This is a genomic window from Gilliamella sp. B2772, from assembly GCF_026536985.1.
Taxonomy (GTDB): domain Bacteria; phylum Pseudomonadota; class Gammaproteobacteria; order Enterobacterales; family Orbaceae; genus Gilliamella; species Gilliamella apicola_E.
The window spans coordinates 934,600-957,037 of the sequence record NZ_JAFNNB010000001.1; the positions used below are offsets into that span (position 1 = coordinate 934,600).

General features: G+C 34.6%; 20 protein-coding genes. 1 reads left to right on the forward strand and 19 read right to left on the reverse strand.

Annotation, left to right across the window (positions count from 1 at the left end):
• Positions 1-3: 3 nt before the first annotated feature.
• From ftsZ to J3T98_RS04480, 19 genes are all read right to left on the reverse strand, one after another.
• Positions 4-1,137: a cell division protein FtsZ gene (ftsZ, locus tag J3T98_RS04390; RefSeq protein ID WP_370632624.1), complete on the reverse strand. Its 1,134-nt coding sequence runs from the start codon at positions 1,135-1,137 to the stop codon at positions 4-6.
• Positions 1,138-1,229: 92 nt separating this feature from the next.
• A complete protein-coding gene (ftsA, locus tag J3T98_RS04395) occupies positions 1,230-2,483 on the reverse strand; it encodes a cell division protein FtsA (protein ID WP_065562320.1) in 1,254 nt (417 codons plus the stop codon).
• Positions 2,484-2,504: 21 nt separating this feature from the next.
• Positions 2,505-3,338 carry an FtsQ-type POTRA domain-containing protein gene (locus tag J3T98_RS04400; protein ID WP_081299464.1) on the reverse strand — a complete coding sequence of 278 codons (834 nt, stop codon included), beginning with the start codon at positions 3,336-3,338 and terminating at the stop codon, positions 2,505-2,507.
• A gap of 14 nt (positions 3,339-3,352) precedes the next feature.
• Complete coding sequence (locus J3T98_RS04405; protein ID WP_267362223.1) at positions 3,353-4,261, reverse strand: D-alanine--D-alanine ligase; 909 nt, start codon at positions 4,259-4,261, stop codon at positions 3,353-3,355.
• 2 nt (positions 4,262-4,263) lie between these two features.
• Positions 4,264-5,712, reverse strand: coding sequence for a UDP-N-acetylmuramate--L-alanine ligase (gene murC, locus J3T98_RS04410; protein WP_416380605.1), 1,449 nt, complete (start codon positions 5,710-5,712; stop codon positions 4,264-4,266).
• Positions 5,713-5,809: 97 nt separating this feature from the next.
• A complete protein-coding gene (gene murG / locus J3T98_RS04415; RefSeq protein ID WP_267362224.1) occupies positions 5,810-6,856 on the reverse strand; it encodes an undecaprenyldiphospho-muramoylpentapeptide beta-N-acetylglucosaminyltransferase in 1,047 nt (348 codons plus the stop codon).
• The gene (gene ftsW / locus J3T98_RS04420; protein ID WP_065562324.1) at positions 6,856-8,007 is read right to left on the reverse strand and encodes a cell division protein FtsW; all 1,152 of its coding nucleotides are present in this window, start codon (positions 8,005-8,007) and stop codon (positions 6,856-6,858) included. Before ftsW ends, murG begins: the two co-directional genes overlap by 1 nt.
• Positions 8,004-9,338 carry a UDP-N-acetylmuramoyl-L-alanine--D-glutamate ligase gene (gene murD, locus J3T98_RS04425; RefSeq protein WP_267331163.1) on the reverse strand — a complete coding sequence of 445 codons (1,335 nt, stop codon included), beginning with the start codon at positions 9,336-9,338 and terminating at the stop codon, positions 8,004-8,006. The genes ftsW and murD overlap by 4 nt, the downstream gene beginning before the upstream one ends.
• Before the next feature lie 23 nt (positions 9,339-9,361).
• Positions 9,362-10,444 (reverse strand): phospho-N-acetylmuramoyl-pentapeptide-transferase, encoded by a 1,083-nt coding sequence (gene mraY, locus J3T98_RS04430; RefSeq protein ID WP_267362225.1) that lies wholly within the window; start codon positions 10,442-10,444, stop codon positions 9,362-9,364.
• A gap of 5 nt (positions 10,445-10,449) precedes the next feature.
• Positions 10,450-11,814 (reverse strand): UDP-N-acetylmuramoyl-tripeptide--D-alanyl-D-alanine ligase, encoded by a 1,365-nt coding sequence (gene murF / locus J3T98_RS04435; RefSeq protein ID WP_267362226.1) that lies wholly within the window; start codon positions 11,812-11,814, stop codon positions 10,450-10,452.
• On the reverse strand, positions 11,811-13,358 hold the full coding sequence (gene murE / locus J3T98_RS04440) for a UDP-N-acetylmuramoyl-L-alanyl-D-glutamate--2,6-diaminopimelate ligase (RefSeq protein WP_267362227.1): 1,548 nt from the start codon (positions 13,356-13,358) through the stop codon (positions 11,811-11,813). Before murE ends, murF begins: the two co-directional genes overlap by 4 nt.
• Before the next feature lie 13 nt (positions 13,359-13,371).
• Positions 13,372-15,144: a peptidoglycan glycosyltransferase FtsI gene (ftsI, locus tag J3T98_RS04445; protein ID WP_267362228.1), complete on the reverse strand. Its 1,773-nt coding sequence runs from the start codon at positions 15,142-15,144 to the stop codon at positions 13,372-13,374.
• Positions 15,144-15,518 (reverse strand): cell division protein FtsL, encoded by a 375-nt coding sequence (ftsL, locus tag J3T98_RS04450; RefSeq protein ID WP_065562329.1) that lies wholly within the window; start codon positions 15,516-15,518, stop codon positions 15,144-15,146. Before ftsL ends, ftsI begins: the two co-directional genes overlap by 1 nt.
• Positions 15,511-16,452 (reverse strand): 16S rRNA (cytosine(1402)-N(4))-methyltransferase RsmH, encoded by a 942-nt coding sequence (gene rsmH, locus J3T98_RS04455; protein ID WP_141673911.1) that lies wholly within the window; start codon positions 16,450-16,452, stop codon positions 15,511-15,513. The genes ftsL and rsmH overlap by 8 nt, the downstream gene beginning before the upstream one ends.
• A gap of 9 nt (positions 16,453-16,461) precedes the next feature.
• Positions 16,462-16,908, reverse strand: a complete 447-nt coding sequence (gene mraZ, locus J3T98_RS04460; RefSeq protein ID WP_065562331.1) for a division/cell wall cluster transcriptional repressor MraZ — start codon at positions 16,906-16,908, stop codon at positions 16,462-16,464.
• Between the two features lie 376 nt (positions 16,909-17,284).
• Positions 17,285-17,983 carry a 6-phosphogluconolactonase gene (pgl, locus tag J3T98_RS04465; protein WP_065734809.1) on the reverse strand — a complete coding sequence of 233 codons (699 nt, stop codon included), beginning with the start codon at positions 17,981-17,983 and terminating at the stop codon, positions 17,285-17,287.
• A gap of 14 nt (positions 17,984-17,997) precedes the next feature.
• A complete protein-coding gene (gene zwf / locus J3T98_RS04470; protein WP_065562333.1) occupies positions 17,998-19,458 on the reverse strand; it encodes a glucose-6-phosphate dehydrogenase in 1,461 nt (486 codons plus the stop codon).
• A 191-nt stretch (positions 19,459-19,649) separates the two neighbouring features.
• Complete coding sequence (rplY, locus tag J3T98_RS04475; protein ID WP_065562334.1) at positions 19,650-19,934, reverse strand: 50S ribosomal protein L25; 285 nt, start codon at positions 19,932-19,934, stop codon at positions 19,650-19,652.
• Between the two features lie 186 nt (positions 19,935-20,120).
• The gene (locus J3T98_RS04480; protein ID WP_267330043.1) at positions 20,121-20,993 is read right to left on the reverse strand and encodes a D-hexose-6-phosphate mutarotase; all 873 of its coding nucleotides are present in this window, start codon (positions 20,991-20,993) and stop codon (positions 20,121-20,123) included.
• A 174-nt stretch (positions 20,994-21,167) separates the two neighbouring features.
• Between J3T98_RS04480 and hemW the strand changes: the two genes are divergently transcribed.
• Positions 21,168-22,301, forward strand: a complete 1,134-nt coding sequence (hemW, locus tag J3T98_RS04485; protein ID WP_267362229.1) for a radical SAM family heme chaperone HemW — start codon at positions 21,168-21,170, stop codon at positions 22,299-22,301.
• Positions 22,302-22,438 lie beyond the last annotated feature (137 nt).

Genomic DNA, 22,438 nt, shown 5'->3' on the forward strand with positions numbered 1-22,438 from the left:
ATACTAATTAGCCTGCTTACGGATAAAAGCAGGAATATCTAAAATTTTATGTTCTTCCATTGGAGAAACCGCTGGTTCATTAACAACTTTAGGCATTGGTTCCTCTTGTTGCTGTGGCAAATGATTTGTTTGGCCAAATAATGAACCATGTGATGTAACTGGCTTATTAATTTTAACTTCTGGACGTTTATCCATACCAATACCAGTTGCAACCACTGTCACACGAATTTCATCAGACATGTCTGGATCAAATGTAGTACCAACAACCACAGTTGCATTGTCAGAAGCAAAAGCTCTAACAGTACTACCAACAGTTTCAAATTCTTCTAAACCAAGATCAAGACCAGCTGTAACATTAACTAACACGCCACGTGCACCCGATAAATCAATATCTTCAAGTAACGGGCTTGAAATAGCCATTTCAGCAGCTTCTTCGGCACGGTTATCACCACTCGCACGACCAGAACCCATCATAGCGTAACCCATTTCGGACATTACTGTTCTAACGTCGGCAAAGTCAACGTTGATATGACCTGGTTTGGTAATTAATTCAGCAATACCTTGTACTGCACCTTTTAAAACACCATTAGCAGCAGCAAAAGCATCTAATAGCTTAACGCCTCGACCTAATACTTTTAATAATTTATCATTTGGAATTGTGATAAGAGAGTCAACGTGTTTAGCTAACTCAGCAATACCTTGCTCAGCAAAAGCCATACGTTTTTTACCTTCAAATCCAAAAGGTTTTGTAACAACAGCTACAGTTAAAATACCGAGTTCTTTAGCAATTTCTGCAACGACTGGAGCTGCACCTGTTCCTGTTCCGCCACCCATTCCGGCTGCGATGAATACCATGTCGGCACCCTCAATCGCACTACGAATAACATCACGATCTTCTTCTGCTGAATTCCTTCCCACTTCTGGATTAGCTCCAGCACCAAGTCCTTTGGTCACATTATTACCGATTTGGATAGTTTGACCAACTTTAATTCTTTTCAATGCTTGTGCATCAGTATTTGCTGCAAAAAACTCAACGCCTTCAATATGTTCAGCAATCATATGCTCAACAGCATTACCGCCGCCGCCACCTACACCAATAACTTTAATGACTGCTGCTGGCTCATCATCCGCAACCATAGGCTCAAACATAACTTATCTCCAAATTTACGATCTAACAACATTGTACAGATAACCAGCTACAATGTCTACGAAGTTATTAAATATATTAGCTAAAATTCTTTTTTAAACCAACCGGTCAATCTTTTAGCTATCCCTTTCAATGATGATTTATTGCTATCTTTAGTATCATCATTTAATAAACTTTGTTTTCCATAGTGCAATAGGCCTACGGTTGTAGAACAATAAGGCTTTTGCACATAATCAGTTAATCCTGAAATATTCAAAGGTTGTCCAATACGAACTTGATTTTGAAAAACTTTTTCAGCACATTCAACCATGCCTTTAATTTGAGCTGCTCCACCAGTTAAAACAATCCCTGCTGCCAACTGATATTTCACATTTTGTTTCTTAAGTTCATCTTGTAACACTAGTAATTCTTTTTGGACTAAAGATAAAAGTTCTGAATAGCGTGGTTCTATTACATCTGCTAATGTTTGTCTTTGTAATGAGCGTGATGGTCGTCCTCCAACACTCGGCACATCAATAACTTCATCTTTACCAACTAATGAACCGACAGCACAACCATAACGAATTTTGATATTTTCAGCATCCATTGGTGGTGCACCAAATGCATAAGCGATATCACTAGTAACAACATTGCCAGCATAAGGAATAACTACCGAATGACGTAATGCACCACCTGTATAAACAGTAACATCCATTGTTCCGCCACCGATATCAATAACACATACACCTAATTCTTTTTCATCATCAGTCAAGACTGCATAGCTAGAAGCCAACCCAGAGAAAATAAGTTGATCAACTTTTAAACCACAACGTTCAACAGCCTTAACGATATTTCTTGCCATATCATTATGACAGGTGACCAAATGAACTTTGGCTTTCATTCTTACACCAGATAATCCGATAGGATTTTTAATGCCTTCTTGTAAATCAATTGAATACTCTTGAGCAATAACGTGCAAAATACGATGTTCATCTAATATTCGAACGGACTTAGCTGTATGAACTACGTTTTCGACATCTTCTGCAGTAACCTCTTCATCAGCAATTGGCACCATACCTATTTCATTTTGACAACGAATGTGTTTACCAGATAGGCTTAAATAAACAGAAGATATTTGGCAATCAGCCATTAATTCAGCTTGGTCAACTGCTCGTTGGATTGATTTAACAACTGATTCAAGGTCATTTACACCACCTTTATCAACGCCTTTCGATGGACAATGTCCAACACCTATAATATTGACCACACCATCAGGAAGCACTTCACCGACAAGGGCAAGTACTTTGGATGTGCCAACTTCAAGTCCAACAACCAATTTTTTCTCTGTTGCTTTCATACTTAAGCCTTTATTTATTCCTTATTGCGATATTTTTTCTCGTTGTACTGCGATGCCGTTTTCATAACGCAAATCAGCAGCCGTTATTTTTTCATCAGCTGGCATTCTAGACTGAATTTCAGGAAATAATTTAATAAATTGTTGATAGCGTTGTTCTATTTTTTCACTACCAACTATCAATTTTATATCCTGACTTTCAGAACATAAATCAGCTGTACATTGTTTAATCAGCAATTGCCAAGCATTACGTTCATCAGCTATAGCTGCTTTAATTTCTGATGCAAACTTGTTATTAGCTAACTTTCTAGAAATTTCTTCTAGCTTAAAATACGTTTCTAATATTGTTTTTGCTTTACCTTCAGGGCCATATATCCTAGGTAATTGCAATTCACCCAAACGATCTAATGGCACACTAAATACATTGCCAGCATTATCAAGTAGATATAAATCATTCCAGTAAAATGCAGGTTTGTATTCTTCAATATAAACAATCAACCTATCCGGCCATTGCTTACGGATACTAGCTTGTTTAACCCAAGGGTATCGCATTATTTCTTGTTGAATATCGTCAACATCCTGTCCTATATAGGTATTTGGCAATCCTAAACCTAATATTGCTTGTCGAAGATCATCTTCAGTTGTGTAAGTATACTCTCCACTTAAAGTCAATTGTGATAAAACCATCTGATCTGGATCTTCCATCCAGTTCTTAACACAATTGATAGCCCAGGCACTAATACAAATAATTATAATAAAGAACAAAAAACCTATCATTTGTTCTGAATTACGAAAAACAAGCAACCTTCTTCTATTTTGATGTTCTCGTTTGTGCGCTGCTTGTCGGACTTTTTTCATAAAAATAAAGCCAATTATATGGTTGCTAATTGTAAAATACGTTTAACCAATTCACTAAATGACCATCCGTATTCTTTTGCTGCCATTGGTACCAAACTATGGTCTGTCATGCCTGGAGCAGTGTTTACTTCAAGTAAATATGGTTTTTCATTATTATCAAACATAATGTCCACTCTACCCCAACCTCGGCAACCAACCGCTTTATAAGCATCTAAAGCTAATTTACGAATCTCTTGTTCTTTTTCATCAGATAATCCGCTTGGACAGAAATATTGGGTTTTATCTGACAAATACTTTGCATCATAATCATAAAAATTGGTAGCAGGCTTAATGTAAATTGCTGGTAAAACCTCATCACCAACTATCGCAACGGTAAACTCAGGGCCAGATAAAAACGATTCAACCATTACGGTATTATCATATTTGAATGCAACATCAATAGCAGCTTTTAATTCTTCTGCCTTATCAACTCTTGTCATACCAACACTTGAGCCTTCATGGCTTGGTTTAACAAATAATGGTAATCCAAGATTTTTAACAATATTTTCAATGCCAATTAATTGCGATTTTTCAACCATAACGTAATCAGCAACAGGTAAACCAAGTGATTTCCAAACTAGTTTTGTTTTTAACTTATCCATGGTTAAAGCTGATGATAAAACATCACTTCCGGTATAAGGAATGTTTTGATAAGTTAAAATAGCTTGGGTAATACCATCTTCGCCACCTCGACCATGTAAAATAATAAAAGCTTTAGTAAACCCTTCTTGCTTCAAATTTGTTATACAATGATCTTTAGTATCGATAAGATGAGCATCAATACCATTTTCTTGTAACCCTGAAAATACTGCTTTACCTGATTTTAGGGATACTTCTCGTTCAGCAGAGGTCCCACCATACAACACAGCAACTTTATCAACCATTATTATAAAACCTCTTTTGAAAATAGTTGGCTACTGGCTAACTGACGGGCAACTCGGCCAACGCTTCCAGCACCTTGAGTTAATAACAAATCCCCACCTTGTAATAATTCTTTCATTATTTCAGGTAGAAGATCTAAATCAGAAACATAAATTGGATCAACTTTTCCACGATTACGAATTGAACGGCAAAGTGATCGACTATCTGCGCCTGCAATAGGCTGTTCACCAGCAGAATATACATCTAACATAACTAACGCATCAACTTGAGAAAGAACCTGCGCAAAATCATCAAATAAATCACGAGTACGCGTAAATCTATGTGGTTGAAATAACATCACCAATCTACGGTCAGGCCAACCATTTCGAGCTGCCTGAATTGTGGCATTAACTTCGCTTGGATGATGTCCGTAATCATCAACCATCATAATATCTTTTCCATTTCCATCAGGAAAAATACCTAATAGATCGAATCGACGGCTAGTTCCAGCAAATTTTGCTAAAGCTTGTATAATTGAATTATCATCAATGCCATCTTCAGTCGCAGCGATAATTGCTGCTGCTGAGTTTAAGGCATTATGTTTGCCAGGTGCATTTAATTCAATTTCTAAATCGGTATGATCTGGGCGGCATACTGTGTAGTAACTAACGCCTCTTTCCTGACGATAATTTTTAATAACAACATCGGCTTCTTCACTAAAACCATAAGTGATAATTTTACGACCAACAATCGGTAACAATTCACGATTAATAGGATCGTCATAACACATAACAGCTAATCCATAAAAAGGAAGATTACGTAAAAAGGAAATAAAGGTTTGTTTAAGATTCTCAACACTTCCTTGATAAGTATCCATATGATCAGGTTCAATATTAGTTACTATAGATACCATAGGCTGTAAGTGTAAAAATGAAGCATCACTTTCATCGGCTTCTGCAATAAAATATCGACTACTACCTAATCTAGCATGGGTTCCTGCTGCTTTAACCAAACCACCATTTACAAAAGTTGGATCGAGTTTAGCTTCTGCATAAATAGCCGTTACCATTGCTGTGGTAGTCGTTTTACCATGGGTTCCTGCAATAGCTATACCATATCGAAAACGCATTAATTCGGCTAACATTTCAGCTCGTTGAATTACAGGAATACGAGCTTCTCTAGCTGCAACGACTTCTATATTATCTTGAGAAATCGCTGATGAGATAACAACAACACTTGCACTAAGAACATTTTCAGCAGCATGTCCGATAACAATCTTTGCGCCTAATGTTTCTAAATGTTGTGTTACTGCATTTTCAGCAATATCAGAACCGCTAATTTGATAGCCTTCATTAGCAAGAACTTCAGCAATCCCTCCCATTCCGGCACCGCCAATACCCACAAAATGGATATGTTTGACACGTTTCATTTCTGGAATGATTGCTCTTAATTCAGCTAATTCCTTAGTATTCACTATTAAACCCCTGGTTAATTATTTATTAAGTAAAGTCATTTTTTGATCTCAAACAGAACTTAACAAAACTGTTACTTAAAATTATAAATAAAATTCGTTATTTTACCACTGAAATCAGTGTTTCTGCCACTCTTTCTGTCGAATTTATAATGGATAAACTTTTCGCTTTTACAGCCATTTCAACTAATTCTTGTCGACTTAGGTTTGAAAGTAATTGAAATAATGAATCAACATTAAAATCAGGCTGTTCAATAATCTTAGCAGCATCAATATCAGCTAAAGATTTTGCATTCCAAAATTGCTGGCGATCTTTATGCATAAAAGGAACAAAAATAGCACCAATACCAACAACTTCTATTTCACTCACAGTTAATGCACCGCTTCGACAAATAACTATATCAGCCCAACTATAGGCTTCTTTAACATCACTAATAAATTCTGTTACTTGGTTAATGTTACAGTTCTGATAAGATTTAATTACATCATCTAACATTCCTGTGCCCGTTTGATGCCAAACAATAAATTTATCAGACAATTTTGAAATTGCTTGAGGAACAACAGTATTGATTACTTTGGCGCCTTGACTACCACCCATAACCAAGACTCTAATAGGGCCTTGTCTATTTTTGAGTCTTTCACTGGGTTCTTCAATTGTTAATAAGTCACTACGAACTGGATTACCAACCACTTCAGCATTTCTAAATGCTGTTGGAAAAGCTTGTAAAACTTTAGTTGCAATTTTAGCCAAATATTTGTTTGTTAATCCCGCAATGCCATTTTGTTCATGTAGTACCACTGGAATACCTAAACTTTTGGCAGCTATTCCACCAGGCCCTGAAACATACCCGCCCATACCTAAAACAACATCAGGACGATACGCTTTTAAAATTTTCCTAGCTTGTAAAACAGCTTTCAATATTTTATAAGGCGCTTTTAATAATGCTAGTTTACCTTTGCCACGTAGGCCAGATATTTGAATAAAGTCTATTTCAATTCCATTTTCAGGCACTAACTGTGCCTCCATACGATCAGCTGTACCTAACCATCTTACTTGCCAACCTTGTTTCATTAAATGATGAGCAACAGCAATACCAGGAAATACATGCCCACCAGTACCACCAGCCATGACTAATAACTTTTTCATTATTTAATTGACCTTATTCTTGCTTGAGCTTGTTGTTGTCTGAACTCAAAATCTATTCTTAGTAATATTGCAACTGCAATACTCATTACAATAAGGCTTGAGCCTCCATAACTAATAAATGGCAAAGTTAAACCTTTTGTAGGTAACATACCGGATGTTACACCAACATTAACAAAAGTTTGAAAACCAAACCAAATGCCAATTTCACAAGCTAAATAGCCTGAAAATTGAGATCCTTCGTTTAACGCCCGATATCCTATAGCTAATGCTTTAAATGTTAGAAAGAAAAGTAATAACAACAAAGCTACGACACCGATATATCCATACTCTTCTGAAATAATTGAAAAAATAAAATCAGTATGACATTCAGGTAGATAGCGTAATTTAAAAATAGAATTACCAATTCCTTGTCCAGTTATACCACCATTACCAATAGCCATTAATGAAGCAACAAGCTGATAACCTGCTCCAGTGGCATCTTGCCATGGATCAAGGAATGTCATTAAACGTGTCAAACGGTAAGATTCATATAAAATAAGGCAAGCAACTGCACCAACCCCAGTTAGTAAAATGGCAATAAATTGCCATAATTGAGCACCAGCAATAAATAAAATGCCGATTGTGACCATGAATAATACAATCACCGTACCTAAGTCAGGCTGTTTTAGTAATAAAATTGATAAAACAGCCATCACCACCATAGGTTTAAAAAAGCCCCAAAATCCGTTTTGAACTTCATCTGATTTACGAGCTAGATAACCTGCTAAAAATAGAAATAATGATAATTTAGAAAGCTCAGCTGGTTGAAAATTAAAAACACCTAACGGAATCCAACGCGACGCACCATTAATTGAAGAACCAATCCCCAAAACAACTATCAGCATAATAATTGAAATAATTAATAAAACTGATCCAAATTGTTGCCAACGTTGCATAGGAATATATAAAGCTATACACATTAAAAATAGCGACATTCCAATTTGGATTAACTCGCGTTGGGTATAAAAGAAAGGAGCACTTTCACTAAATGCCATTGATGAGGATGTCACCATAATTAAACCAAATATCATTAAACCAATCACTGTCCAAAGCAACTGGTTGTCGAAAGGAATATTTGGATTTACTTGTTTTCTTATCCAAAAGAATGTCATTTTTCACCCCTTTGAGTATACTGCTTAGCAAGTTGTGCAAAAAGATTTCCGCGCTCAATGTAATTTTTAAACTGATCTAAACTTGCACAAGCAGGCGAAAGCAACACCACGTCTTTTGGTGCTACTTTTTTAGCTATACATTCAATAGTTTCAGCCATCGTTTCTGTAATCGTTGATATATTAGGAGCTAAATTAGCAAGTAAATTTCGATCTCGTCCAAAACAGAAAATTTCAATATTTCTACCTTTTAAATAAGGAATCAAAGGTGAAAAGTCTGCTGATTTGCCATCTCCACCTAGCAATAAAAACAATTTTCCATTACATATAACACTATTTAAAGCAGCTTCTGTGCTACCTACATTTGTTGCTTTAGAGTCATTAATCCATTTTACCCCATTACTATCAAATACTAACTCAAAGCGATGAGGTAACCCCTGAAAATTAGCAATAGTTTTCAAACTTGAATCACGATCAATGTTTAAACTATCGGCAATAGCTAATGCTGCTAATGCATTCAAATAATTATGACATCCAATTAATTTCATTGCGTTAGTCGCTAGGACTGGCTTTTGTTGTGCAATCAAGTATTCATAATTATCATCTAAATGATAATCTCCAGCCTTTATTCCAAATGAAACACAGTGGTGATGATTATTCTTTGGTTTAGTTAATTTATCATCATGATTAATTACACAACATTTTGCATTGTGATAAATGCGTTGTTTAGCTTCAGCATACTGCATTAAACCAAGAGGATAACGATCCATATGGTCTTCGGAAATATTCAATATTGTTGCCACAGAAGCTTGTAAGCTTGATGTCGTTTCTAACTGAAAACTCGAAAGTTCTAACACATAAATATCACAATCTTGTTTTAATAGTGAAAGAGCAGGTTCACCGATATTGCCACCTACGCCAACTTTTAATCCAGCCTCTTTGACAATATCCCCAACCAATGTAGTAACGGTTGTTTTACCATTTGCCCCTGTAATAGCAATAATTTTTTTATTTCTATCTTGATTAACTTCACGGCAAAAAAGCTCGACATCACCAACAATCTCAATACCTTTTTCAGCGGCTTTTTGTAATTCAGGTGTAGATAATGCAATACCAGGACTGGCAATAATCAGATCTGCATCAAATAGCCAATCTATATTTAGATTTCCTAAATGATAAATAACACGATCATCTAATTGCTCTAATCCTGAAGGAGATAAACGTGTATCAATCACTTTCGGTATAACATTCTGAGCAAGAAAATAGTCAACACACGAAAGTCCTGTTATCCCTAATCCGATAATAACAACTTTTTTACCTTGATAGTCAACCATGATGCAATCCTACTCTATTTTATTTAACGTAATTTCAAGGTTAATAAACCAATTACGACTAACATCAATGAAATAATCCAAAACCGAACAATTACTCTTGGTTCTGGCCAACCTTTTAATTCATAATGATGGTGAATTGGTGCCATTTTGAAAATTCGTTTACCTCTTAATTTGAACGAACCTACTTGTAAAATTACGGATAAAGTCTCTATAACAAAAATTCCACCCATTACTAATAATAAAAATTCTTGTCTCAGTAGTACTGAGATAATCCCAAACACACCACCTAAAGCTAACGAGCCTACATCACCCATAAAAACCATCGCTGGATAGGTGTTAAACCATAGAAAGCCAAGACCTGCACCAATGATTGCAGTACAAACAATCATTAGTTCGCCACTAAATTTGATATATGGAATATGTAAATATGCAGCAAAGTTAACATTACCTGTCGCCCAAGCAACAAGAGCAAAACCAGCAGCTACAAACACAGTTGGCATAATTGCTAGGCCATCTAAACCGTCAGTAAGATTTACTGCATTACCTGCACCAACAATAACCACATAAGTCAGTAAAATGAACCATAACCCTAATTGCGGCATAACATCTTTGAAAAAAGGAACAACTAATACTGTTACGGAACTATCTTTCCCATATGCATAAAGACCAAAAGCCACAATTAATGCAATAACTGACTGCCAAAAATATTTCCACCTAGCAATTAAACCCGCAGTATTTTTACGGATAACTTTTAAATAATCATCAGCGAAACCAACAAGACCATAACCAAGTAAAACAAATAAGGTTACCCAAACATAAAGATTTCGTAGATCTGCCCATAGAAAAACAGAAAACGAAATAGAAGCTAAAATAAGCGTTCCACCCATTGTTGGTGTTCCCTTCTTACTTAAATGAGATTCAGGACCATCGTGGCGAATAACTTGACCAATTTGTAATTTTTGAAGCCAATCAATTACTTTTTGCCCCATAATTAACGAAATTGCCAATGATGTTAATAACGCAAGAATAGCTCTTACCGTTAGATAAGAAATAACATTAAAAAAAGTAAAATATTTAACTAAATATTCTGATATCCACACCAACATAATTTTTAATCCTGACCTGTTTTTAATTGAATTTCTGTGATTAATTCTTCCATTCTTGCACTACGCGAACCTTTAACTAACATAGTTAAGTTTGGATATTTTTGTAATAACGCTAACAAAAACTCCACTGCTTTATGTTTATCAACAAAATGGTGTCCAACACCACTAAATTGGCTAATCAATTCGCTTAAATCACCAACACTGACAACACAATCAATTTTTTGTTGTTTAGCTAATTCACCAATTTGTTGATGATAATTTTTTGCGTTATGTCCCAATTCCGCCATATCACCTACAACTAAAACTCGATAACCTGGTTGAGTTGCTAAAACATTAATAGCAGCCGACATTGACCCAACATTAGCATTATAGGAATCATCCCAAATTAATTGAGTTTGATTTAATTTAATTGGGTAAAGACGCCCTTTCACTGATTTCGACGTTGCTAATCCCTTCTTAACTTCTATTAAAGTTGCACCTACTGATATTGCTAAAGCTGCAGCAGCAATTGCATTAGATACATTATGCTCACCAACTAATGGTAAGGTGATTTCACTCTCACCAATTGGTGTGCACAATGTGAAAATAGTCTGATCCATTACTTTTATATTACTAGCATAAAAATCAGCAGAAGAATTATGTAAAGAAAAGGTCCAAACAGTTTTATTATTTAGCTCTTTTAACCAATTATCAGAACAACTATCTAAATTAATAATCGCGATGCCGTTTTCTGAAAGCCCTTCAAAGATTTCACCTTTAGCTGTTGCTACCCCTTCAAGTGAACCAAAACCTTCAATATGAGCTAAAGCAATATTATTAATGAGTGCACTATTTGGTTTAACTAAACGAGTGGTATAAGCAATTTCACCAATATGATTTGCACCCAGTTCAATAACTGCATATTGATCTTGCTTTGATAATCTTAATAACGTTAATGGAACTCCAATATCATTATTAAAATTACCTTGAGTATAAAGTGTTTCACCACACTGCTGTAAAATAGTAGCAGTCATTTCTTTCACAGATGTTTTACCTGATGAACCAGTCAACGCGACAATTTTAGCTGAGCTTTGATCTCGCACAAATGAAGCGATTTGACCTAATGCTAAATGGGTATCATTTACTACTATTTGAGGAATATCATCGTCGAGTTTGTGATTAGCAATTACCAAACAAGCTCCATCTTTAATAGCTTGTTTAGCAAATAAATGACCATCAAATTTATCACCCACTAATGCAATAAATAGTGATTTATGAGTAATTTTTCGTGAATCAGTACAAATTTCTTCAATAGTTAATCTCTCATCTTGAATATGATAAGAAGTCCCATTAACTATTTTTTCAACTTGCTTAATATCTAAAGGAATCATGATTGATTCTCTACTCCTAAAATCTGTTTTACAGTTTCTTGATCTGAATAATGATGCTTTGTTATACCTATAATCTGATAATCTTCATGTCCTTTCCCAGCTATTAGAATAACATCATCAGGTTTGGCTTGAGCTAGGGTCTTTGTGATAGCTTCAACTCTATCAGTAATAACTTGTGTATTTTTAACGTCAGTTAGCCCTTCTTGTATATCATGAATAATTTTTATTTCATCTTCAGTACGAGGATTATCATTAGTTAATACAATTTTATCGGCAAACTGTTCAGCAACTTCCCCCATTAATGGTCTTTTACCTGTATCTCTATCGCCTCCACAGCCAAAAATCACCCATAATTTACCTTTGCAATGAATGCGGCTTGCTTGTAATGCTTTTTGTAGAGCGTCAGGTGTATGGGCATAATCAATGATTACCGTTGGGTTATTTTTCACGTGTATCACTTCCATGCGACCACATATTGGCTTAAGATACGATGCCATATTGACTACTGCAAAAAATGGATAATCAAGTGTTAGTAATGTTGCGATTGCTAATAGTAAATTTGATACATTAAATTCACCTAGTAATCGGCTATGAATAATGGCATTACCCCAACTTGATTCCATATGAATTTCGGCACCTTTATCATGATATTCAATCATTGACACACCAACAAAAGGGTTGCCCATCATCTTCAAGCGTCGCAAGGACTTAGGTTGGCATGATACTGCAGTAGCTTTTGATAATTTATCAATCCAACGTCGCCCATAAGCATCATCATAATTAATAATGGGTTTTCCTGAACTAGCTACCTGCTTTTCTTTTTCATCAGAACTAAATAGCGACCATTTTGCCTTAGCATATCTATTCATCGTTTTATGATAGTCAAGATGATCTCGGCTTAGATTAATAAATACTGTCGCTGCACAATGTAATTCTTTTACCCGATTCATCGATAACCCATGGGAAGAAATTTCCATTGCCACAACTTGAACACGTTTTGCTACAAAATCAGCTAGATAAGACTGAACTTCTACAGCAGATAAAGTTGTGTTTGGCGAGGGTTCGAGATGATTGTAAACACCATTACCAATCGTGCCTAACAATGCGGATTTTTTATTTAATAAAGTTGCACATTGTGCAATCAACTGAGTAATTGTCGTTTTACCGTTTGTCCCTGTTACTCCAATTACAGATAAATGTTTAGAAGGTGAATGATAAAAATCAGCTGCAATTTTTGATAATTTTTGAGAAAGTTGAAACACACTTATTTGTGGAATAACTTTCTCGTCTTTTTGATTTAGGTAATTAATTTTCAAATCATTTGATTTTCTGTTTGTTTCAGTTAGAACAAGTACAGCACCTGATGAAATTGCTTGAGGAATAAAATCTTTACCATTAACGGTATACCCTTTAATAGCTACAAACACATCTCCTTTTTGCACTTTCCGACTATCAATTACTAATTGATTAAGCGGGAAATCATCTACTGGTAGTTGATTCCCACCTAATAAGTTATATAAAGTTTTAAATGTGCTTGTTGCCATTATTTATTACCTATTAATATACAATCATTTGACCATCAACTTGACGATCTGGTTTTACATTCATTGTTCTAAGGACTCCCCCCATAATACGGCTAAAAACAGGGGCTGAAACAGAACCACCATAATATTGCCCAGCTTTTGGATTATCGATAACAACAACCAGTGAATATTTAGGTCCTGTTGCTGGTGCAATACCAGCGGTATAAGCTAAATATTGATTAACATATCGTCCACCAGATAGCTTTTTAGCTGTACCCGTTTTAACACCTACACTATATCCAGGGACAGAAGCTTTGGTACCACCTCCAGTCACAGCAACCGCTTCCATTAATTGCACTACTGTTTTAGCTGTTTTTTCAGCTACAACACGTTTACCTTCTACTGGCTCGTTAATTTTTAATATTGAAACAGGTCGATAAACACCATAGCTACCGATAGTTGCATAAGCCCTAGCTAGCTGTAGTGGGGTAACACTTAATCCATAACCAAAAGAAAACGTCGCTCTTTCTATATCAGCCCATTTTCTTGTTCTATCAGCAGCAATTGAACCACTCACTTCTCCACCTAAACCGAGTTCAGTTGGTTGTCCTAACCCAAAACGGCTATAAAACTCAACAAGGTCACCTGATTGCATTTGTAAAGCTAACTTACTCACACCGACGTTACTTGATTTTTCAAGGATACCAGCCAAATTTAGGGCTTTTTGATAAGACACATCTTTGATTTCATAACGATTTACCAAAAAAGGTCTAGTATCAATAACCGTGTTTAAATCAGCTATTTTTTTCTCTAATGCAGCCATAACAACTAAAGGTTTAACTGTTGAACCTGGCTCAAATGCATCTGTTATCGCTCGATTTCGTAATAAACTATAATCAATTGAAGAGCGATTATTCGGGTTATAGGATGGACTGGTTGCCATGGCCAATATTTCACCCGTGTGAACATCAATTAAAACAGCTGTGCCACTATCAGCTTTGTTAAATTCCACAGCTTGACTAAGTTCACTGTAAACGAGCGATTGTAAACGTTCATCAATACTTAATGTCAAATCAGAAGCAACTTCACTTTCAGTCCTTTCTAATTCTTCTATAACTCTACCAACACGATCTCGCCTAACAACACGTTGTCCTGATTCACCAATCAGCCATTTATTAAAGCTTTTTTCAATTCCTTCTGAACCTTTTTCCGTTCCATTTTCATCAATGTCAGTTAAACCGATTAATTGTGCTATATTTTCAGCTGCTGGATAATAACGTTTAGATGTTTTGGCAAACGAAATACCAGGTAATTTTAATTGTTTCAAATAATCCGATATTGTTGGTGTAATTTGTTTAGACAAATAAACAAAACGCATTGATGGATTACTCAATTTTTGCTCTAGTGTCGACATTGGAATATTCAATGTCTTTGCTAATCCTTGCCAACGGATATCATTAGGATCAACTCCGCCTTTTTGTACAACAATTTTCGGATCAGACCAAACATCATACATAGGTACACTAACAGCCAATGCTCTGCCATTACGATCCGTAATCATTGCTCGAGGTGCGCTCATTTCTTGATGACGAATTGAACGTTTATTGGCTTCAGCAATTAACTTATCAGGTTCTATTATTTGTAAAATTGCCAATCGGACAAGTAAACCAATAATTGCTAAAATTATAAAACCATAAACAATATAAAATCGAGTGAGGGTAAAAATTTGTTTTTTACTATTTAATTTATTCCCTTTATTCGACTTTGTAGTATGTTTTACATTATCTCTTTTATTAGCAAACTTCATTATTTACTCTTTATCACAATAACGGTTTCATTTTGCGGTGTCACATACGACATGCCCAATTGATTTTTAGCTTTATCTTCAACACGTTTTGGATCAGCAAGTACATTTTCCTCAATAACTAAATTACGCCATTCACTTTCTAAAACATCTTGTTCGAGTAATAATTGTTCACGTTCAAATAATTGTTTACGGACTTGCTGGGTTATAACTAATACAGCTCCAGCAGAAATAATAATAAAAACCAATAACAATAATGAAATTTTTTGATGGCCGAGCAAATCACTAAGGATTAATCCAAATAAACTTTTGCTGGGTCTTTTTTGATTGTGTATATCTACACTTGTTCTTTGATAAATTTCATTGTTACTATTCATTTTTCCTTTCTGCTATCCTTAATATCGCGCTTCGAGAACGCGGGTTACCATATATTTCATTATTGCTTGGCTTAATTTTGCCAAGTGATTTTAATTTAGCATCACCATATTGTTTAATTTGTTGTTCTGTTAATGGTAAGCCAGCTGGTAAATTAGGACCTTTACTCTGTTTATTTATAAATTGTTTTACAATTCTATCTTCTAATGAATGAAAACTAATAACTGCAAGTCTTCCTTGAGCAGCAAGCACTGACAAACTGCTATTTAAGGCTTGCTCAACTTCTTCCAATTCACTATTTATATAAATGCGAATAGCTTGGAACGAGCGTGTTGCTGGGTGTTTATTTTTGTCTTTTTTCGGTGTTGCTTTTTCAATTAGATTTGCTAATTCTAATGTACGAGTAATTGGTGAAACTTTATTCTGTTCCACAATTGCACGTGCAATCCTTTTGGCAAACTTTTCTTCCCCAAAAGTTTTTAAAACCCATGCGATATCATTTTCATCACTATTTAGTAACCACTCACTTGCAGTTACACCTTTGCGGTTATTCATCCGCATATCAAGTGGTCCATCTCGCATAAAAGAAAATCCTCTTTCAGGATCATCTAATTGTGGAGATGAAACCCCCAGATCTAATAAAAAGCCATCAATATTACCTAACAACCCTAAATCATTGATATATTGATGTACATTCGAAAACTCTCCTCGAATAAAAGTAAACCTAGGATCGGTTATATTAAGTGCGGCTTGTTCAGCACGCTCATCTCGGTCAATTGCAATTAGTTTCCCTTGTTCGCCCAATTGTTCAAGAATTAACCTAGAATGACCACCACGCCCAAAAGTACCATCAATATAAATACCGTTTTTTTTTATATTTAATGCAGCCACAGCTTCATTTAACAAAACAGTTTTATGTTGATAATCCATCTTTATTTACTCTTATTAAATTGTTAGACTTTTTAAATTTTCTGATAAGTTTTCAACATCTGTTGATAATGTGGCAATGTCATCACTAATTTGTTGATACCAAATTGCTTCATCCCATATCTCAAATTTATTAGATTGGCCAACAAACATGGTATGTTTTTCTAGTTTTGCATAAGTACGTAAAGTTGGTGGAAGTAAAATACGTCCTGCATTATCTAAATTACATTCCGTTGCATAACCTAATAATAGTCTTTTAATTCTTCGTTCTGCTTCAACAACTGTTGATAATGTTGATAGCTGTAATTCAATTTTTTGCCATTCAGTCATTGAATAAAGTGTCAAACAGGGGTGATATAAACCAATGGTACAAACTAAACCATCAGGCAAAAATTCACGATAACGAGTAGGGATTGCTATTCGCCCTTTGCTATCTAAATTGACTGAAATTGCACCACTAAACATGAAAGCACCGTAATTGTTAATTTTTATTGTTTTTAAATTATTAAAAAATCAATATGTTAATTAAAAACCTATTTTTTACCACTTAACCCCACTTTTTACCACAAAAGTTACAAAAATAATAGATATTTAATCAATTAATTTCTAACAATTTAAGAAATTAATAAGATAATAAGTGAGCACTAACAAATTAAGTGAAGCGCTTAGAAATGGTAAGACGAAATTATTAACAGTGTTTATTAATATCCGAAACAAACCAATAATAAAAAAAGTCACAAATAATCAATTTATTAATGATTAAAAATAGCTCAATAGGTGTTTTAATATAAGACCAGAAATGAGAGCTTTGCCAGTAAAACTGGCAAAGTTGATTGTTCAGTTAAGATGCTGTCCAAAAACCAATTACATTGACTTTGTTTTGTTGCAGTATTGCACGAATTGGCATTTGATTAATATCATCTCCCTTTTCTGCTTGTTGTAATACCTGCATTTTGCTTTCTCCAACTAAATGCAGATAGATATTTTGACTATCTAAAATAGTTGGTAATGTTAAAGTAATGCGGTCTAATGGAGCCGTCAATGGAGTCATTCCAACAACTTTGCGACCTGATTTCATATCCAAACCAGCCCGCAAATTTGCCGCACCCGGGAAAAGTGAGGCAGTATGACCATCTTCTCCCATTCCTAAGATTAAAACATCTAAAGGCATAGGAATTTTATTTAAAATTTTGTCTGTAATTTCTGCACCATCAAATGGATTATCACAACTATTTTTTAAACCTACAAAATTGGCCAATTTAGCTTTATTTTGTAATAAGTAAGTTAACACTAATTTTTCATTACTAGCGTCATCGGTATCATCTACCCATCTATCATCTACTAATGTAATAAAAACATTGTGCCAATCTAAATCTTGTTGGCTTAATAGTTTAAATAATGGAATAGGTGTTTTACCACCTGATACAGCAATAGAAGCATGTCCCTTTTTATCAATAGCTTGTTTCAAATCTTTGACAATATAAGCAGCTAAATCTTCAATTAATAATTGACTATTTGGATATTTTTTTAATGTAAACATATTGTTAAATTCCTCTATTCAAACTCATGCCATGAATGACCATCTTTAGTTATCAAAGCAACCGAAGCGACAGGCCCCCAAGTACCAGCAGGATAAGTTTTAGGTGGTTCATTATCTAATTTCCAGGCACTAATAATTGAATCAACCCATTTCCAAGCTGCCTCTACTTCATCTCGATGAACAAATAATGCTTGTCTTCCTCGCATCACTTCAAGTAACAACCGCTCATAAGCATCAGCACTTTGTTGATGAAAAGTTTCACTAAAACTTAAATCTAACTTAGTCGTTTGTAAATTATGTGTACTGTCTAATCCTGGCACCTTATTTAAAATTTCAATATCCATACCTTCATCTGGCTGTAGACGAATTGTTAGTTTATTCTGCGGTAGTTCAGAATAAGACTCACTAAATAAATTAAGGGGTAAAGATTTAAAATAAACTACTACTTCAGAACACTTGCTTGGTAAACGTTTTCCGGTTCGTAAATAAAAAGGCACACCCGCCCAACGCCAATTATCAATATCAACTCGAATAGCAACAAATGTTTCCGTATTACTTTGTTTGTTTGCACCATCTTCTTCTAAATAACCAGGAACATTGATACCATTAACAAACCCTGCAGTATATTGTCCTCTAACAACTTTTTCACGGATATTTGCTTTATTAATTGGACGTAATGCATTAAGTACAGCAATCTTTTCTCTACGCAAGCTATTATCTTCAAGATTTGCAGGTGGAGACATGGCAATCATCGTCAGAATTTGTAATAAATGGTTTTGCACCATATCACGCATTTGACCCGCTTTATCAAAATAACCCCAGCGACCTTCAATTCCTACTTGTTCTGCAACAGTGATTTCAACATGATCAATAGAATTTCTATCCCAAAGCGAAGCAAATACAGGATTAGCGAAACGAAGTGCGAGTAAATTTAAAACTGACTCTTTTCCTAAGTAATGGTCGATACGATAAACTTGTGATTCACTGAAAAATTTTGCAACTGAATCATTAATTTCCTTTGATGATTGCAGATCAAAACCTAGTGGTTTTTCCATTACAATTCTATTTTGAGCCTGATTTAAACCTGCTTCAGCTAACCCTTGGCAAATTGTACCAAAGGCATTGGGATGCATCGCAAAATAGAAAATAGCAGGATGTGACTTTTCAAGCTTATCTTTTAATAAATTAAAACCGGCAATGTCATTAACATCTAACTTATGAAAGTTAAGGCGTTGGCTAAAACGTTGCCAAATACTTTCATCTAGTGGTTCAGTCATAAATGTGGTTAACGCATCTTTTGCAACCTCAGTGTAAGCGGCTTGATCCCAATCAGCTCGACCTACACCTAAAATTTTTGTCTGCTTTGGCAACTTTCCATATTTTTCTAATTGATATAGAGACGGTAAGAGTTTGCGCCTTGTTAAATCCCCTTTAGCGCCAAAAATTACCAAATCGCAAGCTGGGATATCAGACATGAGTTTCTCCTAAAATGGTGTAATCTACAATTTATTTTATTATGTTTGATACCAATATACATCAAGTTAATAGAATAAATTATAACAATAGGTATTTGTCGTTTTAAGACTATAGTAAAAAATAAAAGGTCACCATTTAGGTGACCTTTTATTTAAAGATATTGTTGAATGATTTTTCAACAAACATATGATTATGCGCGTACAAAATCCATGTGAACTAATTTTGGTTTAAATGGATGACGTTGTACTGCTTGCACTTTAGCTTTAACTGCTTTACCGTCAATTTCAATAGTTAGTACTTCAGAATAAAACTCTGGTTTTTCTTGCATATTGAAAATTTGATTGTGATCTAACACAATAGAAATTGCAGGTTCTGTTCCACCATAAACAATTGCTGGGAACTGACCAGCGTGACGCAGGCGGCGGCTCGCACCCTTACCATGCTCTTTTCTAACTTCTGCTTTAAATTTAAACATATTGATTTCTCTTGTTTATTCTAAATAAAAAACCAATTACAGGCGACCCAGTAGTTGGCTATAAAATTGATGCTCTAAAAAGCGCTAAGGATTATAAAGTGTTATGATTGTAAACGCAATCAAATAATCAGTTTAATAAAGATATAGTCTTATATTGATTGCGTTTGCAATATCAAAACCTAATGATTAAATAACTTCAATCTTAAATCCATATGTTGATTTCTGTATTGGCGATAATTTTAACGCCTTATTAATACGACACGTTTCAACACATACCATAGATTGATATTCTTCATCAGCAAAATCCGCCATTGCTTTAGCTTTATCTATCCAAGGATTCCAAGTAACAACATCACTTGCATTAACATTAGTTAATTTAATTGTTCGTTTACCATCGGTAATAAGGATTGAGTCATCCGCATGGGTATAAATGCGATCAACCTCTTGATTAAAGGTAAGTTGCCCTGAAATTGATGGTTTATTTTCAACTGCTAAGCGTTCTTGATAAGAATCGCCTAAACCTTTAACAGTGACATCATTAATATTATTAACTTCAAAATAAGTATGTAATGCACTTGTTGCTTCGAAATCCCCAGTACAAGATAAATTCACTTCACACGTTTGTCCAACATGAATGGTTAACCAAGCTTGGAAAGGTTTTGTGAAAAACTGTTCTGTTTGCTGATTATTAGTTAATGATAAAGTTAAATTCACTCCATTATTATCTTCTTTGCAAGAATCTAATTTCCATTCAACCAGACGCGCAAAACCATGCATAGGATCACCCAATTTACCAAACCATGGCCAACAAATTGGTACTCCCCCTCTAATTGCAACTTCCTTTTTAAAGTTAGCTTTTTGACTTAACCAAATAACCGGTGTCGGTTCTGTTGAAGGTTGCCAAAATAAAAGATGAGCACCTTGTAACGATACTGCTGCTGAACACTTTTTATGTTTAATCACTATGACAGGCAATTCACCAAATGTACATTGATTAACTGATGCACTCACTGATGTACTTGATAAATCACTATCTAAAATCTGCTTAATAATACTCATATTTACTCCTAACTATCTAATTTGCTTGGCGAACATCGTCTTTAGTCATTAATTGTACGCGCATTATTCGAATTATAAAAACGGAATAAAAGCTTTTTTTACTAAATTGGAGTAATATAGCCAGCTATTTCTTATCAGTTGCTGACACTTTTTTAAAAATTTAAGGAAAGGTATATGGTTCAATATAAAATCCCGTTGAGTTTATATATACATATGCCATGGTGTGTACAAAAGTGTCCATATTGTGATTTTAATTCACATAACATGAAGAAAACGCCCGATTATTCAGCATATATAAATCATTTAATTAATGATTTAAAACAAGACGTCGTGCTTTCAAATGATCGTTCTATTGACTCTATTTTTATTGGTGGAGGTACACCCAGTCTTTTCTCCGCGGAGTTAATTAATAAATTATTAATGAGTATAAATAAAATTATACCAATTAATCACGACGCAGAAATAACAATTGAAGCCAATCCTAATTCAGTTGATGTAGAAAGATTTAAGGGATATCAACAAGCTGGAATTAATCGAATATCAATTGGTGTACAAAGCTTTCAAGCAGATAAGCTTGCAAAATTAGGACGAGTTCATAATCCGCAAGAAGCAATAGATGCTGGAAAATTAGCACAAAATTTAAAGTTAAAAAGCTTTAATATAGATTTAATGCATGGCTTACCTAATCAAACAGTATGTGATGCATTGAGTGATCTAAAACAGGCAATAGAAATTGCACCGCCACATTTATCTTGGTATCAACTTACAATAGAACCTAACACTTTATTTGGTTCTAAACCGCCTGTTTTACCTAATGATGATATGTTATGGGATATTTATCAACAAGGCCATCAATTATTAACTAAGCATGGTTACCTACAATATGAAACATCTGCTTATGCAAAGGCCAATTATCAATGCCAACATAATTTAAATTATTGGCGGTTTGGTGATTATATCGGTATTGGTTGTGGTGCTCATGGAAAATTAACCCAAAATGATGGCACAATTATTCGCACCGTAAAAACAAAACATCCTAAAGGATATTTAGAAGGACGTTATTTGGAACAATCTTATACTGTCCCTAAAGATGAGTTAGCATTTGAATTTTTTATGAATAGATTTAGATTATTTGAAGCCACACCTAAATCCGAATTTGAACAACGAACTTTTTTACCTTTACACTCTATTGATAAGCAGATATCGACTGCTCTTGAAAAAAAATATTTGATTGATAACAACCAATGCTGGCAAATCACAGAGCATGGGAAATTATTTTTAAATTCATTACTTGAAATATTCTTATAACGAAATCAGTTAAAAGATTTACTATTTATTAACAAAACAAATACTAACAATTTAACTAAACCTACGCATATCTTAACTAAAATTTATCTGAAAAGAGTGCATAATATGTACAACAATGCATTTATTTCATTGTTTTC